The sequence below is a fragment of the Actinotignum sp. usb-actsch-213 genome, from assembly GCF_059085665.1.
Window position 1 is genome coordinate 43,584 of the sequence record NZ_JBHNSQ010000070.1, and the last position, 15,302, is coordinate 58,885.

The window sequence follows — 15,302 nt, forward strand, 5'->3', positions numbered from 1 at the left end:
ACGCTTGAGAATGACCCACTCTACCTACCTCGCCCGCGGGAGATGGGGTGTTTTTTCGGGATGTACTTCGCATGTACGACAAGCGCAGTACAGCTCTGAAAACAGATACCCCCTCGCCCGGGGCCGATGTGACTATCGAAGTTCGTGAGGTCCATGAGACTCTCGCGGGAAGACCGCAGCGTTTGCCCGAAATCAAAGCGCAACGGCAGCTACATTACACACACCCTTGCGCTATTAGTTCAGTTTCAACTCGCGCTTGAGATTACCCGGCAGTGAAGTCCTCACGGCGGCGGCCGGTGTACTGGATTGCGATACGGTCCTCCGGGCGAGTATCAACAAGGTAAATAACTGCCAGGAACAGCCATTCCAGGGGTTTCATAGCGAGCCATACGACGTCCGCTGCGAGGCGGGTGCAGATGAGTCGCGAGAGCGGGAAGCCGTAACGGTTATAGAAGCTGCGGATTGCCCGATGTGCCTTCGGGGTCTTTTCTTCGAGAACCTGTTCGAAAGCATTCGCAATAAGAAGTTGGCGATTCACGGTAATGCGATGCCCGCCGCGCACTCCGTCCCGGATCGGTTTGACTACCGCCGGGTGCCCACCGGCTGCCACGGTACACAGATAGTGTTCGTCGTAGTACGTATTGGGAGGTGCGATGCGCTGCGAAAGCGTCCAGTCACTTGTTTCCGTGAAGGCTTTGATGGCGGCGTTTGGTTCCTGGCCGAAAAGCACCAGAATAAGGAGGAAGATACCCAGCACAGGGATGAGGGCGAGCAGAGCGAGAAGGGGCCAGTTTCTAGCTTGGGAAAGAATCCTTTCAAAGTAGGCGAGCACGCCAGATCCGACCGCCCGTTCCTCCTGGGTATCCTGAACTCGAGGCCCGTTCTGCACATCCTGCGCATCCTGGATGTCCGGCACCCGCCGATCCGCCTGAGTCTCCTGGATAGCTTGGGGTGCGTGGGAATGAAATTCGTGGATTTTCACGATGATTGTTTTCGCGGAGATCAACACTACCGCGGTGACCGGCAACAACAGAATGAGATTTTCAGGTCCCCCAGGCCGGAATGTTTGAATAGTCCATACGATAACAATCGCGTTGCCAAGATAGATGCACGAGAAGCAGAGAACCGTGAGAAGTGGCGGGATCTGGCTGAGCGGCTTGAGCCGCACGTAAAGAAAAGCTACCGAGCATACGATGCACAGCAGCACTAAAAATGGCTGAAAATCAGTGTGGACCGGCGTATGCGTCTGGTCATTGACGAGTTGCTCCGACCAATCGGCATAAAAGACCACCCTGTATCTCATCGAGATAGCGGCCAAATGGAAACTAAGCGCTAGAAAGATAGTCCAGACATCATGCGCTACTTCCAGAACCGGCAGCGGCTTCCCCCGTATTGCGGTGATGAGCGCGATCACCTGGTAACAGGTGAGAATAACCGGGTACGTGGTCACCCAGGGGAGGAGGGTGAAGAAAACCGAAAGGAAAATGAAAGCTTGAGGGTCCCACGAAGCCCCCGGGTTAAGCTGTCCCGTATATGCGGTATAGAGGAGATACCCGGGGACTGCAATAACATAGGCAAGAAAAATCTGCGTGAGGTAGGGGTGCCGCTTCACGAAACTACGCTTGCGGGCCTGAGACATCCGGATCCTCCTCAGCCGTCTTCCGCTTGCTTCCGGTGGCGCAAGCGTCACCCCAGATTCTAGATCGCTAGCAAGCCGATGTAGGTGAGGGTACCGGCGGCGAGGGAAACGAGCATGCGGCGCCCAGAAAGCTCGTGCGCCAGGATCGTGACGGCGCTGGCTACGCTCACGTACAGCACAGATTCAGCAGACACCGGAAGGACTTCGTTGCGTACCATCGCCAGGGCCAAAATGACCAGCACCCCCACCGGGAGCCAGACCGAGAGCGCTCGAACCAGGCGCGAGCGGCGCAGCGGATGCAAAATGAGGAAGGGAATCCCGCGCAGGCACAGCATGAGAGCCAAAGAGCCGAGCAGGACAGCCAGGAGATAGCTAGTCATCGCAGATCACCTACCTCGCCTGCTGCGCCGCCCGGGGAAGGTGCTGCGCCGTCGTTCTTCTTGACACGAGTGCGCACCACGAAACGCACCACCAAGAACAGCGCGAAAAGACTCATCGCGACGGGCAGAAGGGCGCTCGGCGCACATAGCTGCGCCAGCAGGAACGCGAGGCCGGCACCGAGCACGCCGGGAATATCGCGGCGTGCGTGGAAAGCGTCCAGGGCGAGGACGATGAAAAGGGCGACGAGCGCAAAATTAACACCACGAATCTGCCCGGGGAGGAATCCGCCAATCGCTACTCCCAGTAGTCCGCCACCAACCCAGCATGCCTGGAGCACAGCTTGGAGAGAGATGAGCCGGCGTTGGTTCCAGACGCCCGGATGCGAGGTGGTGATCGCGTAGGTTTCGTCGGTGAGGGAGTAGACGCAATACATGCGGGCAAGCGGGTGGGTGAGCTGCGCGATGGGATACGAAAACGCGTAAAAAACGTGACGTACGTTCACGAAAAAGATGGTGAGGAGAATCGTGAGGACCGGTGCGTGTGCGCTAATGAGGGCGACGGCGAGCAGCTCAGCCGAGCCGGAATAAATAAAGAAGGACAGCGCGGGAGCAAGCCACCACGGTTGGCCGTACTGGATGACAAGAAGTCCGAAGGCCATGCCCAGGGGGATCATTCCCAGGCCGGCGCCCGCGGCCATCTGTGCTCCGAAGCGTACATCTGATACGTGGGAAGGCATGCGCCCTATTGTGGCACTGGCGGGGGAGCGGAGGGTGAAGTTTCCACGATGCGGAGCGCGGGGCGCCAAGAGAGTTACTATGGTGCACGTCCCATTATTCAAGGTGAAGGAGCCTCCATGACCGTCGTGAAAATCAATGCTATTTCTGTTCCGGAAGGTGCTGGCGAGCACTTCGAAGCGCGTTTTGCTGCGCGCGAAGGTGCCGTAGATCAGCGGCCCGGTTTCCTATCCTTCCGGTTGCTGCGCCCGCTCAACGAAGGGGAGCGCTACCTGGTGGTCACCGAATGGGAGTCCGAGGAAGATTTCACAGCGTGGCGTAGCGATCCAGCGGCACATCCGCGCAAGATGGAGGAGAACCGCCACGCGGCTGCCCATGCGGACCTGAGCGCGCAGCTGCTCGAATTTGATGTAGTCAATCTTCCCGAAGTCGAGCACGGGGAAACCCCGCAGGCGGGTTTTGTTTCTCTTGTGGCGCTATCCTTCCTTCCCGGGATGGAAAAGGTTATTGAGCAGCGTTTCGCGGCGCGCAAAGCGGCCGTGGATGCCGCGCCCGGATTCTCCTTCTTCGAGCTGTGGCGCCCGGTGCGCGGGGTGGAGGAGTACTACGTGGTGACCGGCTGGGATGCGCAGGAGTCTTACGATGCCTGGGCTGCGGCTCGGGAACGCGCTCCGCATAACACCGCGGATCAGCCCAAGAATCGGGGGCTGGATGTGACCCTGCACGGGTACGCAGTGGTGCAGCAGAGCACCAAGCGGTAGGTCCTGGATTCGGAGCTGAGGCGCGGGGTGAGGACGATGCTGTGGAAATACGGATATCATTCAGGAAGAATGATGTCCGCCTGGCAAACTAAGGGGCGGGTACCGTTTCCTCGGTACCCGCCCGTGTACAGGTTGATTCTTGTGCGCTAGCTGGTGTCGTGTTCCAGCCCCGCAACTACAGCAAAAGGCCGCGCCTAGCGCTCCCGGTCCTCCAGATATCGGAGCAGCACTGCTTCGTATCCGTCCAGAGCGCCCGCGGGCTCCTCCGCCGCATCCTCGAGGAAGGGAATCAGATCCGGCCCGGTTTTCTCCATGACATCCAGACCCTCCAGATCGATGTTACGGAAAGCCTTTTCCGTAACATAGTGGAGAATAGTCCGCCCGGTTGCCATAAATGCGAAAGCCACCGCCTTGCGATGCGAAAAACCGCCATCTTCCAGTGCCCGGGAGAGCCCTTGGAGCTGACGGGCAAAATGCACCGTCAATTTCGGGTTACACAGCAGCACCTCACCCAGACCCACGAAATCATCCAGGGTGCGCCGCAGATTCGCATCTGCCTGCTCAATGGCATCGTGCCAATCTGTGCCCGCCAGCACGATTGGTGTTTCATCGGCGGCACGCCGAACGACTGCATCCACAATGTCCTGGCGGCCATCGTAGAGGCGGTACACCGCGGGGGTCGCGACGCCGATCTTGCTTGCTATATCACTCATAGTGAAGGTAAAGACGCCAACCTCCTTCGCTGCCCGAATAACATCGTCAGCGTTGAAGCGTTGCTTCCTACCCACTTTTCTTCCATGCGTTCGTTCCACGGTTTCAGTTTAGTGTAAAAATAACTCCGGTGTCGCTCGAAACACAGGTTTTTTCTTAATAAATGGGGAAACCGAGGTGGTGCTCGCAGCAACGAGTTCCGAAGCCCCCCATGCGCCGCCGCCATTCAAAAGATGCCCGGATAAAAATGAGGCTCAGCACCGGCGCCCTTGTCGGTACTGAGCCTCATCTCGCGCGGTGAGTTCGCCGCACGCTTCATTCGGTTTCCTTAACGCTTATCCCGTGTTCTTCATTCCAGCGGAGATCCCGTTAATCGTGGTGAGCAGAGCACGCTGCTCACCAGCTGATTGCTCCTTGCCCGAAGCCGCATCAGCCCGAACCCGCGCCAGTAGTGCCACCTGGAGGTAATGGATGGGTTTGAGATACTGGTCACGGATACGCAAGGTACGCTGGAGAACCGGTTGGGTGTCAAGAAGGTCATCCTCAGCCAGCAGGGCCTCAAGTTCACGCACCGTCAGCTCGTATTCTTCGCGAATCTCCGCGTAGATATGGTGGAGACGCTCAGGCACAAGCGTACGTACGTAATGCCCTGCAATATCCATATCAGTTTTCGCCAGGGTCATCTCGATATTGGACATCGTGGTGCGGAAGAACTGCCAACCGCGCACCATCTTCTTCAAATCCTCACCGTAACCGGCTTCGCGAGCAGCCCGGAGCCCAGAACCAGCGCCGAACCATCCCGGAACGATCTGGCGGGATTGGGTCCACCCGAAAACCCAGGGAATAGCTCGCAGGCCATCCAAGCCCTTTTCCGAGGTGGTGCGCTTGGAAGGACGTGATCCGATATTGAGATCGCCCAGCAATTCCACCGGAGTGGAGGTCACGAAGTATTCAGGCAAATCGGGATCATCGGCAAGAACCCGATAGCGCTGGTACGCAGCACCGCTGAGGAAATCCATGACTTCGTCATAACGGCTGAGCGACACATTGCTATTGCGCGGTTCGCGGTGCAGGGCGGAGGCCTCCATCACGGCAGCCAGGGTGAGGGAGAGATTCTCCCGTGCCAGGGCCGGCAGCGTGTACTTATCGGAGATAACCTCGCCCTGTTCTGTGAACTTAATTTCCCCGTCCAGGACACCGTAGGGCTGAGACAAAATTGCGTCATAGGTGGGTCCACCCCCGCGCCCCACCGAGCCACCGCGGCCGTGGAAGAGCCGCAGGGTCACGCCGTGGCGTGCGGCGACGTCGCGCAATTGACGCTGGGCCTGGTGAATCTCCCACTGGGAGGTCACCACACCCGCATCTTTATTGGAATCGGAGTAGCCCAGCATTACTTCCTGACGGTTACCCCGTAGCCGCACAATTTCCCGATAGGAAGGATCGGAAAGGAGGGTATCGAGGATATCCCCGGCCCGGCGCAGTTCCGGCACTTCTTCCAGCAACGGAGCGAATCCCAGATCTGCTCGTTTCTCCGCGCTTTCCAGATCGATAATCCCGGCTTCGCGGGCCAGCAGAGCCACGGAGAGGATGTCATCAGGACCGTGGGTCATGGAGACCAAATAGGTGGTGATGGCGTCGGTCCCGTATATCTTATGGGCCTGGCGAATCGCCCGGAACACCTCGAAAGTCTTTTGCGAACTCGCGGTGAGCGGCGAATCATCGGTGTTAATGAGCGCGGGGGCCAGCGGGCGTGCCGAAGCCAGTTCCCGCCCCAGCAGCACGGTGCGTTCTTCGCGGCTCAGCGTTGCGTAATCCGCCTCCAGCCCACCAAAGCGATTGAACAATTCACTCAGCAGTTCAAAATGCTTCTCGGAATGCTCTCGGACATCCAAAATGACTAGCCCTAGGCCCATCCCGTGAATAATTTGCTGGGCGGTGGCGAGCAGCCCATCGGCTACCCGTTCCGCACCGTGGCGGCGCAGTGCATCGCGGAGCAGCTGGAATTCTTCCTGAATTTCCGATCCGGTTGCGTAATCATGGCCGGGGATGTGCTCGGCCCCGGTGGTAATGCGCACCTTCGTATTATTGAGTTTGGAGCGAATAGCGCCGAGTTTGAGCCGGTAGGGTTCTTCCGCGTAAAGAGCCCGCGAATCTTCATCCACAAGGTCCGGGAAGCGGAAGTCCTCTTCCAGAGAAGCCAGCAGTGCGGCGTCGTCGCCCGAAAGACGCGAGGAAATGGACAAGCTGAGCATCGCGCGGTTGACGAACCACACCGCAATATCGATAGCGGTGCTGGACTGCAACCGCAACACATCGGCGGTGACATCTGCCGTGACGTAAGGATTTCCGTCGCGGTCCCCACCGATCCAGGATCCGAAACGAATCGGCACTGCGTCTTCCGGAAGGCGGGCACCGTAACGTTCCAGTTCGTCACGGAAATCCGTGATGACATCGGGAAGGGTATCCGTGTAGAGGCTGCGCAGATACCACATGACATTGCGGGCTTCGTCCAGAGGAGTGGGCTGTACCCGGCGCAATTCATCCGTGAGCCAGATACTCTCCATCACCGAGGCGAGTTCGCGATCTTGGCGGGCGCGTTCTTCACTGCCTTCTTCCGTTTCCGTCTCTACAATTTCCGAGACGCGGCGTAGCTTGGTGAGCACGGCGCGCCGCTGCGCTTCGGTGGGGTGAGCGGTAAAAACAAGGCGAATATCAAGCGAATCGACGGTTTTTTGCAGGCCTTCCAGCCCGACCGCGTCATAGATTCGGGAAATTGCGCGCGGCACCCAGGATTCGGCCGGCTCTTTATCACCGATAACCTTGATACGGAACGTTTGTTCCGCGGCATTGGCCAGCAGGAAATATTCCGCGAAAGCGCGGGTGAGAATAATGGCGGTATCCGTGGACATATCATCCAGGGAGCGCTGCACTTCCGAAGCTGCCGTCTCCGAATCTAGGTCACGCGCAGCCGCGCGAACTTTCTCAATAAGGTCGAGGGTTTCTTCCCCGTGCTGCTGGGCGATTTCTTGACCGAGCATCGTGCTCAGGCGCCGCACAACCGCGCGCAACGGGGCGTCAAAATCTTCAGTGGAGCGGGCCGTGGTGCGGTCAACGGAGTCGTGGAGCTGAATATCTTGGTCGTGGCTCACTAGATCTACTCGCCTCTCCTTAGGGATCTCACCGTCACGGTATCGGGCGAGGCACAGCTGTGGCGTGTGCCCTTACCGATGCCGCTCTCCATCCTAACGCTAAGGCCGCGCCCCGGTGTAATCACAGGTCCCGGGTGGAACGACGCCGCGGCGACTGCGTTGTTACGTGCGCGGGAAGCCTCGCTTACACTAGCGGTGGTGAGGTACGACGACGAGGTGGTGCACGTGGACTCTGGTCTTTCTACTCGGGATATTGATGCGCTTGATGCCGCAAAACTGTATTACTCCGGTCTCAGTCAGGATGAGGTCGCCCAGCGGATGCACCTGGCTCGCTCCACGATTTCCAAGTTGCTCAGCCACGCCCGCAAACGCGGTTTTGTGCGGATTACCGTCAATGATCCGCGTGAAGATGATGCTTTCCTGTGCGCGCGTTTGAGCGAACGCTTCAATTTACTGGATGTGCGCCTGGTCAGTCCTCCCAGTTCCGCGCCGGAAGATATGCGCGAGGCCCTCGGGCGGGTGGGCGCGCAGGTGCTCAGCGAACAGATTCGTGACGGCGACGCTATCGGCATCTGCCTTTCGCGCACGACCGAAGCGGTCTCCCGCCATATGCCTCGTATTCCGCGCAAAGGCGTTGCCATTATTCAACTCACGTGCTGCATCGGGGCGTGCGTGCGCACCATTGATGAAACGATGGTGATGGAACGCATTGCCGCCTCCTGCGGCGGGCAGGCCGTGTATTTCCAGCTCCCGGCTTTTCTCAGTGCTCAGCAACGTGAAGATCCGGGCGTGAAGGCGCGCTTGCGAGCTACGCGCACGCAGCGGGCCAGCACTCGGGTGGTTCTCTACACCGTGGGGGATGCCCGCTCGAATCTGGCCTATCTGGCAGGTTTCCGCCTGGAGGATGCGGATATGACGCGCCTGCTCACCACCTCGGTTGGTGATATTTGCACCCATTTCATTACCGCGCAGGGCCGGATATGCCTCCCGGATCTCAATAATCGCGCCACCGGGATTAGCCTGCCCGAGTTGCGCGAAAAGGAGCAAAAGATCCTGGTCGCCGGAGGGCCGGATAAACTCCAAGCAATTTATGCAGCCCTGGCCAATGGCTATGTGTCCCGCCTGGTCACCGATGTTGGGACCGCGCGGGCTTTGACGATGATGGCCTGACGATGAGTCTGAACGCAGTGATCCGAAGTTGAACCGCTGAGGGATAACAAGGCTAAGCTGCCGTGTAACAAATGTTCCTTTCGCGAACATCGGTGGCAATATGCGCGCTCCGTAACCGCGCCACAGTGGTTTTCCCGCAAGCTGACGCCGTTCTATACGCTGCCGAAGCGCGGGGCAGCGCGTGGCGCGCAAGCGGGGCTCTCGCCTAGATTCACTCGTGAACACCGGGAACGGTGTTATATCAGTAGCGTGAGACTGCTAGGGGAGACTACGGTGGTGGAGTTTCCCGCTATCAGCGTGAATCACGGTGGGAAACATACAAAGGAGTCATGATGCCCGCTCTCGATCATTATCCACATCCCGCACAGCTCATCGACCACACACTCTTGCGAGCCGATGCACGCCGCGGCGAAATTGAGGAACTGTGCTCCCAGGCCCGCGACCTGGGAACAGCATCGGTATGCGTTAACCCGGTGTGGGTGGAAACTTGCGCGACCCTCCTTGCGGGTAGCGGCGTCAAGGTGTGCACCGTTATTGGATTCCCCTTGGGGGCCAGTACTTCGGCAACCAAAGCTTTCGAGACTCGCGATGCTATCGCGCATGGGGCTACCGAAGTAGATATGGTCATAGACCTGGGTGCGGCACGCGATGGACGCTGGGAGGATGTGGAAACGGATATCGCCGCGGTAGTGGGTGCGGCTCAGCCCACCGCACTGGTCAAGGTGATCATTGAGATCTGCCTGCTCAGCGATGAGGAGATCGTGCACGCCTGCCGGGCTGCCCAACGTGCCGGAGCGGATTTCGTAAAAACCTCAACGGGCTTTTCCTCCGGTGGGGCAACGGAACACGCTGTCGCCCTCATGCGGGCAACTGTAGGGGAAGAGATGGGGGTGAAAGCGGCCGGCGGAATCCGCAGCGCCGCTGATTTCCGCGCCATGGTGGAAGCCGGAGCCAATCGCATCGGAGCTTCCGCCGGAGTTCAGATCCTCGCCGAATTACAGCGCTAAACACACTAAACACCCGAACAAGTACCAGCAAAAACAACCGAATATTCTCCATCCGGGAGGTGGGGTGGCAGCGAGGCCGCAACCCACCACCCGCGGGCGAACTTTGACAAAAGAAGGACTAGTCATGTCAGGAAAATCGGGCAATGACGCCCCACTGCGGACCACACTAAAACCGCACGAAGAAGAATCCGGAGTTCCCAATACCAGCTTCGGTCTCATTAAAGATCCCTCCCTCCAGCTGCGCGACGGTTATCTCAACCGCACTCCGCTGCTCCAATACATTCTTATTTCTATTTGTTTCCCATTGTGGGGAGCTGCCGCGTCCCTCAATGACGTGCTCATTACCCAATTCAAATCAATTTTCGAGCTCTCTGATTTCGCCTCCGCCTTCGTGCAATCCGCCTTTTATGGCGGGTACTTCCTGCTGGCCATCCCCGCCTCGCGGGTGATCCGGAAATGGTCGTATAAAACCGGGATCCTGGTGGGTCTGAGCTGCTATATCATCGGCTGCACGATGTTCTTCCCGGCCTCACATATGGCAACCTACTCCGTTTTCCTGGCAGCGCTGTTCGCTATTGCTACCGGGCTTTCCTTCCTGGAGACCTCCTGCAATACCTATTCCACCATGATTGGCCCGCGGCGTAGCGCTACATTGCGGCTCAATATTTCCCAAACTTTCTATCCGCTGGGCTCTATTTTCGGAATTCTGCTCGGTAAATACCTGATTTTCACGGAAGGAGAGGCTCTTCATAAGCAGCTTGATGACCTGAGCGGCCTGGAGAAAACCCAATTTGCGCAGGAAATGCTCCAGCGCACCTTGCAGCCCTATAGGTTCATTATTCTGGTGCTCGCCGTCGTACTTATTTTGGTGGCGCTCACGCAATTGCCGTCGTGTAAACCGCTCAACGCCGCGCACCACCAGTCCCGGGCGTCCATTGGCGAAACGCTGCGCTATCTTGTCCACAATAAGCGCTTCGGCACCGGGATTCTCACCCAATTCCTCTACGTGGGTATGCAGACGGCGGTGTGGTCCTTCACGATTCGCCTCGCTCTCACCCTCGATACGTCGATTAATGAACGTACCGCCAGTAACTACATGGTGTGGGCTTTCGCGGCTTTCTTTACCGGGAAATTTATCGCGAATATTCTCATGACGAAGCTGAACGAAAACCTGGTCCTCGTGCTGTATTCCCTGGCCGGGGTAGCGGCCCTCAGCTACGTAGTACTGGTACCGAATATGACCGCGGTCTACGCCGCCATCGTAACCTCCGGGCTTTTCGGGCCGTGCTGGGCCACTATTTATTCACGTACCCTCGACGCCATCGAGGATAAGCGGCATACAGAAACCGGCGGTGCCGTTATTGTTATGTCGATTATCGGCGGCGCGGTGATCCCCGTCATTCAGGGACTGGTTTCGGACAAGACCGGGTCAATGCAGACGTCCTTCATCGTATCGCTATGCTGCTTCGTGGCGGTGCTCATCTACTTCTTCTCTATTTATCGTAAGGATCGCGCGTGCGCTGCGGCATGATCGCGCCCACCTGTCGTGCTGTTTTAAAACGTCACTGTTATGAACAAAGGAGATCATTATGACGTTCACTATTAATCTGCGTGAGGACCAGTTCGCCGAGGCACCGCGCTGCCTGGCCAAGTCCCCGGAGTTTCGGGTGATTGCGCAGCGCTATCCTTCGGGCGTTGCCTCGCTCACCGTGCATAATTCGCGCGGCTATATTGAGGTTCTGCCATTTATGGGCGGAATTATCTGGGACGCCCAATTCGACGGCATCTCGCTGCGCATGAAAAATATGTTTACTCAGCCGCGCCCAGCCCACGAAATTTCGGATACCTACGGCTGCTTCGCTTTCCATTCCGGATTGCTTGCGGCCGGCTGCCCCAGTCCGGACGATACTCACGTGCTGCACGGGGAGTTTTCTTGCGCCACGATGGATCGCGCCTGGATTGAGATCGACGGTTCTGGGAACGACGGCGTAGTTCGGTTCGCTTCCACCTATGAATACGCACGTGGGTTTGGCGATCATTACCGCGCCACGCCCACGGTTTCACTGAGTGCCGGGGCAACCGATTTCACCATCGGTATGGATGTGGAGAATCTTTCTCCGTGCCAGCCGATGCCCCTCCAGTACATGTGCCATATGAATTATGCTTTCGTGCCCGGCGGCGTCATGCGCCAGTCGCTCCCGGCGGGTAGTTTCCACTTGCGCCGCTCCATTCCCGCGCACGTAACGCCCACGCCGGAATGGACCGAGTTGAATAACCGAATTATCGCCGGTGACATTGATGCGGATTCCTTGGAAGGTGCGGAGAGCTTCAATCCGGAAATCGTGTACTTCGCCGATGACTTGCCCCGCTACGGGCAGAGCGCACGTTTTGAACTCGCGGCCCCGGAGGGGCACGCTTTCTTCACAGAATTTTCGACGGCGCAATTCCCCGTGGCGACCCGGTGGATCCTCTGGACTTTAGACCAGCAGGTAGCTGCTTTTGTGCTTCCGGGGACCAGCCGGCCCGAAGGTTTCCTGGCCGCGAAGGAGGCCGGCACCCTCATCTGGGTGGAACCCGGCGGTACACGGAGTTTCCGGGTCCATACTGGCCTGGTACCGGAAGGGCAGGCCACGGAGCTTTCTAGTTCCCGCAGCGCGAAGAACAATACAGCAGAAGAGGCACACTAATGGATATCGCAGTAATCGGCTCAAATATGGTCGACCTTATTTCCTATATCAACCGTATGCCCGGAGACGGCGAAACCGTGGAGGCGCCTGATTTCGCGCTCGGCTGTGGTGGAAAGGGAGCCAATCAGGCGGTGGCCGCCGCCCGCCTGGGCTCGGCCGTGCGGATGGTGACCCGAGTGGGTAATGACCTCTTTGCCGATAACACGGTCGCGAATTTCGAGCGCAACGGGATTGATACCACCTACGTGCTGCGTACCGCGGCAACATCAGGGGTGGCTCCTATTTTCGTCAATCCGGATTCCCAGAATTCCATCATTATTGTGCAGGGTGCTAATTCCTTGCTGACTCCGGCCGATATTGATGCCGCGGCGGCTGAGATTTCCAGGTGCAAACTGATCGTTCTACAGCTGGAGATTCCCCTGGAAACGGTCTATTACGCTATTGAATTCGGGGTGAAACACGGAATTGATGTGCTTCTCAACCCTGCGCCAGCCCAGCCGGATCTGCTGCTTTCCCGGGTGCGAGCCTGCACCTATTTCACACCCAATGAAAGTGAGCTATCGCTGCTCACCGGGATGCCGGTAGAAACTATCCCGGATGTTCGCAATGCCGCGCATACGTTGCTGGAGGCGGGCATGCGCAACGTTATTGTGACGCTCGGCGGTAGGGGAGTGCTCTGGGTGGCCGAGGGCGTGGATATGCTGTTGCCGGCAACGCCGGTGGAGGCGGTGGATACCACTGGCGCAGGCGATGCCTTTATCGGGTGCTTCTCGCATTACGTGGTGGCCACCGGCGATATCGAGTATTCCTTGCGGATGGCCAATCGCTACGCTGCCGATTCGGTAACGAAGCGCGGCACCCAAACCTCCTACGCCAGCAAGGAGGAATTCGCTCTCCTGCACAGCTAAACGGCGGTATGGAATAGGATCGAACTCGGTTATATCCCCGCGGTGAAAGGCGCGTAGAAAGTAGCGGCCAGGGGCTCTTTCGGGAGCTTCCTGGCCGCTGCTGTGATAGTGCGCCATTGATATAAGGGCGTACGCTAAATAATTGCATGTGACATCACGCACTATATCCTAATACACTAGTCAAAAGTATAATCGCAGATATACGATAATCATGACGCCAGGAGCGGCATATAGACCAGCTAGAAGCTGGCTGTGAATACTATTTACAAAACCATTCTATAAACCTACACCTTTTTCTGAAAAGTTGTACTGATTTTGTATCGGGGGTGTGAATGGGTAAGCCGCGAAGCAAGCTCATTCCCTATCACAAGCTCAAGTTTCCCGAAGTCTACGGGTTCACCACTGAAGTTCATTTTGGCAGGCAGGCTAAACACATGCCCGGCCAGCCCGAATACGATCCGTCACGTTCACCCGTCACGGTAGATATTCTCACGATTCAGCGACTTGTTCTACGGCACGCCGGAACAGGGTCGCGGCGCGGAAAAGATTCCAATAAAGAACGCGTGAATTGTGGATTCATAATCGGTTTATACCGTCGACAATCCACAAGACCCGACTTGCCTACATCTTGGGTAACCATTCACTATTCAAAAAGCGGAGCGCATATAGTTCCGGCTGATCCAAGGAAGAAATAATGGGAATGAAGAAAATTTACCATCCTGAAGAAGACTGTCAATTTGGACTGGTATGGGATTATGACAACCAACATCCCAACGCCGTTTATAAGATCAGTTTTTCCAATGGCGAGTGTTACCGCGCGGTTTACGACACTGCTTACGAAAGTGACAATTGCGGTGAACTCGACATCGAAATGGACGATCCTCAATATGACGAATTTTCTGTCATAGATTTCGAGATCTTGGAGATAGTCCATGACGGCCCTCACCGCTATAGCCAATATCTGTCCGTCGATTACCGGGACTTTCCTGAGAAGATTATTGACATCACGAACGACACCGTGGTCTATCCAGGTAATCCGTCGAAGAATTCGGAGGAAGCACATGGGTAAACCACGTAGCAAGTTGATTTCGTACCATAAGCTGAAATTCCGTGAAGTTTACGGATTCACCACAGAGATTCATTTCGGCAGGCAGGCTAAACACATGCCCGACCAGCCCGAATACGATCCGTCACGTTCACCTGTGACAGTAGATATTCTCACCATCCAGAAGCTCGTTTTACGATACGCCGGTGAGGACAAAATATACATCCAGTCCGAATAAGGAGATCGTCAATCTCGGACAAGTTATTGGCATATATCGGCACAGCAGTTCCGATCCAGGGCTGCCCACAACCTGGGCTACGATTCACTATTCCAAAAACGGAGCGCACTTAGTACCAGCAGATCCAAGGAGGAGATAATGGGACACGATAGCTTTTTCCACCCTGAAGAAGACAGCCAATTTGGGCTTGTGTGGGATTATGACAACGAGCATTCTGATGCCGTTTACGAGATCGCTTTTTCCAATGGTGAATGTTACCGCGCGGTCTACTTCACAGCCTTTGAAAGCGACAACGCCGGTGAACTAGACATCGAAATGGACGATCCCCGTTACGACGAGTTTCATGTTCTGGTATTTGAGATCCGTGAGATTATCCATGACGGTCCGCGCCGGTACAGCCAGTACTTGTCCATCGACTATCGGGACTTTGCCGAGAGAATTATCGATATCACGAACAACACCGTGGTCTATCCGGGAGATCCACTGAAGCAACCGGAGGAGACATATGGGTAAACCACGTAGCAAGTTGATTCCTTACCATAAGCTGAAGTTCCGTGAGGTTTACGGCTTCACGACCGAGATTCATTTCGGCAGGCAGGCTAAGCACATGCCCGGCCAGCCCGAATACGATCCGTCACGTTCTGCAGTCACTTTAGACATCGTCACGATCCAGAAGCTCGTTTTACGACACGCCGGCTACGGATCCCGCTTGCCCAATAACTCGAATAAAGAGGTTGCTGACTTTGGGGTAGTGATCGGTATTTATCGTTCGCGGAACCAAAAAATTAGGCAACCGACAACTCGGGCAAATATCCATTATTCAAAGAGTGGTGCACACATCGTTCCCGCCACACCTACAAAGAGGAAGAGTA

16 protein-coding genes are annotated in these 15,302 nt (G+C 56.8%); 11 read left to right on the forward strand and 5 right to left on the reverse strand.

From position 1 onward, the window contains the following. Window positions 1-262: 262 nt before the first annotated feature. From AC5RK6_RS07255 to AC5RK6_RS07265, 3 genes are read right to left on the reverse strand one after another with little or no spacing between them, the layout of a single operon-like run. Complete coding sequence (locus tag AC5RK6_RS07255) at window positions 263-1,639, reverse strand: DUF6688 domain-containing protein (RefSeq protein WP_320757155.1); 1,377 nt, start codon at window positions 1,637-1,639, stop codon at window positions 263-265. A gap of 59 nt (window positions 1,640-1,698) precedes the next feature. Next, window positions 1,699-2,019 (reverse strand): AzlD domain-containing protein, encoded by a 321-nt coding sequence (locus tag AC5RK6_RS07260; RefSeq protein WP_320757154.1) that lies wholly within the window; start codon window positions 2,017-2,019, stop codon window positions 1,699-1,701. Further along, window positions 2,016-2,756, reverse strand: coding sequence for an AzlC family ABC transporter permease (locus tag AC5RK6_RS07265; RefSeq protein WP_320757153.1), 741 nt, complete (start codon window positions 2,754-2,756; stop codon window positions 2,016-2,018). The genes AC5RK6_RS07260 and AC5RK6_RS07265 overlap by 4 nt, the downstream gene beginning before the upstream one ends. A gap of 117 nt (window positions 2,757-2,873) precedes the next feature. Here AC5RK6_RS07265 and AC5RK6_RS07270 point away from each other — a divergent pair, with 117 nt between their 5' ends. Further along, the gene (locus AC5RK6_RS07270; RefSeq protein WP_320757152.1) at window positions 2,874-3,515 is read left to right on the forward strand and encodes an antibiotic biosynthesis monooxygenase family protein; all 642 of its coding nucleotides are present in this window, start codon (window positions 2,874-2,876) and stop codon (window positions 3,513-3,515) included. Between the two features lie 194 nt (window positions 3,516-3,709). Here the strand turns inward: AC5RK6_RS07270 and AC5RK6_RS07275 are convergent, their stop codons facing one another. Together AC5RK6_RS07275 and ppc are read right to left on the reverse strand one after the other, a co-directional pair. Further along, window positions 3,710-4,303 carry a TetR/AcrR family transcriptional regulator gene (locus AC5RK6_RS07275; RefSeq protein ID WP_320757151.1) on the reverse strand — a complete coding sequence of 198 codons (594 nt, stop codon included), beginning with the start codon at window positions 4,301-4,303 and terminating at the stop codon, window positions 3,710-3,712. A 258-nt stretch (window positions 4,304-4,561) separates the two neighbouring features. Beyond that, window positions 4,562-7,375: a phosphoenolpyruvate carboxylase gene (ppc, locus tag AC5RK6_RS07280; RefSeq protein ID WP_320757150.1), complete on the reverse strand. Its 2,814-nt coding sequence runs from the start codon at window positions 7,373-7,375 to the stop codon at window positions 4,562-4,564. Window positions 7,376-7,573: 198 nt separating this feature from the next. Here ppc and AC5RK6_RS07285 point away from each other — a divergent pair, with 198 nt between their 5' ends. The 10 genes from AC5RK6_RS07285 to AC5RK6_RS07330 all read left to right on the forward strand — a co-directional run. Next, the gene (locus tag AC5RK6_RS07285) at window positions 7,574-8,545 is read left to right on the forward strand and encodes a sugar-binding transcriptional regulator (RefSeq protein ID WP_155875945.1); all 972 of its coding nucleotides are present in this window, start codon (window positions 7,574-7,576) and stop codon (window positions 8,543-8,545) included. 332 nt (window positions 8,546-8,877) lie between these two features. Next, window positions 8,878-9,552 carry a deoxyribose-phosphate aldolase gene (gene deoC, locus AC5RK6_RS07290; RefSeq protein ID WP_320757214.1) on the forward strand — a complete coding sequence of 225 codons (675 nt, stop codon included), beginning with the start codon at window positions 8,878-8,880 and terminating at the stop codon, window positions 9,550-9,552. A gap of 124 nt (window positions 9,553-9,676) precedes the next feature. Further along, window positions 9,677-11,083: an L-fucose:H+ symporter permease gene (gene fucP / locus AC5RK6_RS07295; protein ID WP_320757149.1), complete on the forward strand. Its 1,407-nt coding sequence runs from the start codon at window positions 9,677-9,679 to the stop codon at window positions 11,081-11,083. 58 nt (window positions 11,084-11,141) lie between these two features. Then, a complete protein-coding gene (locus tag AC5RK6_RS07300) occupies window positions 11,142-12,239 on the forward strand; it encodes an aldose 1-epimerase family protein (RefSeq protein WP_320757148.1) in 1,098 nt (365 codons plus the stop codon). After that, window positions 12,239-13,147 carry a ribokinase gene (gene rbsK, locus AC5RK6_RS07305; RefSeq protein ID WP_320757147.1) on the forward strand — a complete coding sequence of 303 codons (909 nt, stop codon included), beginning with the start codon at window positions 12,239-12,241 and terminating at the stop codon, window positions 13,145-13,147. Before AC5RK6_RS07300 ends, rbsK begins: the two co-directional genes overlap by 1 nt. Window positions 13,148-13,479: 332 nt before the next feature. Further along, window positions 13,480-13,842, forward strand: coding sequence for a polymorphic toxin type 50 domain-containing protein (locus AC5RK6_RS07310; protein ID WP_320757146.1), 363 nt, complete (start codon window positions 13,480-13,482; stop codon window positions 13,840-13,842). Beyond that, on the forward strand, window positions 13,842-14,216 hold the full coding sequence (locus AC5RK6_RS07315) for a hypothetical protein (RefSeq protein WP_320757145.1): 375 nt from the start codon (window positions 13,842-13,844) through the stop codon (window positions 14,214-14,216). Before AC5RK6_RS07310 ends, AC5RK6_RS07315 begins: the two co-directional genes overlap by 1 nt. 182 nt (window positions 14,217-14,398) lie before the next feature. Further along, window positions 14,399-14,569, forward strand: coding sequence for a polymorphic toxin type 50 domain-containing protein (locus AC5RK6_RS07320; protein ID WP_320757144.1), 171 nt, complete (start codon window positions 14,399-14,401; stop codon window positions 14,567-14,569). Next, window positions 14,569-14,943 (forward strand): hypothetical protein, encoded by a 375-nt coding sequence (locus tag AC5RK6_RS07325; RefSeq protein ID WP_320757143.1) that lies wholly within the window; start codon window positions 14,569-14,571, stop codon window positions 14,941-14,943. Before AC5RK6_RS07320 ends, AC5RK6_RS07325 begins: the two co-directional genes overlap by 1 nt. Further along, window positions 14,936-15,302, forward strand: a 367-nt coding sequence (locus AC5RK6_RS07330) for a polymorphic toxin type 50 domain-containing protein (RefSeq protein WP_493926397.1), incomplete at its 3' end; no start/stop codon positions are given. The genes AC5RK6_RS07325 and AC5RK6_RS07330, both read left to right, overlap by 8 nt.

Coding starts and splice junctions, on each gene's coding strand:
- AC5RK6_RS07315 (WP_320757145.1), top strand. CDS start 13,842: ATGGGAATGAAGAAAATTTACCATCCTGAAGAAGACTGTCAATTTGGA.
- AC5RK6_RS07255 (WP_320757155.1), bottom strand. CDS start 1,639: ATGTCTCAGGCCCGCAAGCGTAGTTTCGTGAAGCGGCACCCCTACCTC.
- AC5RK6_RS07310 (WP_320757146.1), top strand. CDS start 13,480: ATGGGTAAGCCGCGAAGCAAGCTCATTCCCTATCACAAGCTCAAGTTT.
- AC5RK6_RS07300 (WP_320757148.1), top strand. CDS start 11,142: ATGACGTTCACTATTAATCTGCGTGAGGACCAGTTCGCCGAGGCACCG.
- AC5RK6_RS07265 (WP_320757153.1), bottom strand. CDS start 2,756: ATGCCTTCCCACGTATCAGATGTACGCTTCGGAGCACAGATGGCCGCG.
- rbsK (WP_320757147.1), top strand. CDS start 12,239: ATGGATATCGCAGTAATCGGCTCAAATATGGTCGACCTTATTTCCTAT.
- fucP (WP_320757149.1), top strand. CDS start 9,677: ATGTCAGGAAAATCGGGCAATGACGCCCCACTGCGGACCACACTAAAA.
- deoC (WP_320757214.1), top strand. CDS start 8,878: ATGCCCGCTCTCGATCATTATCCACATCCCGCACAGCTCATCGACCAC.
- AC5RK6_RS07260 (WP_320757154.1), bottom strand. CDS start 2,019: ATGACTAGCTATCTCCTGGCTGTCCTGCTCGGCTCTTTGGCTCTCATG.
- AC5RK6_RS07270 (WP_320757152.1), top strand. CDS start 2,874: ATGACCGTCGTGAAAATCAATGCTATTTCTGTTCCGGAAGGTGCTGGC.
- AC5RK6_RS07325 (WP_320757143.1), top strand. CDS start 14,569: ATGGGACACGATAGCTTTTTCCACCCTGAAGAAGACAGCCAATTTGGG.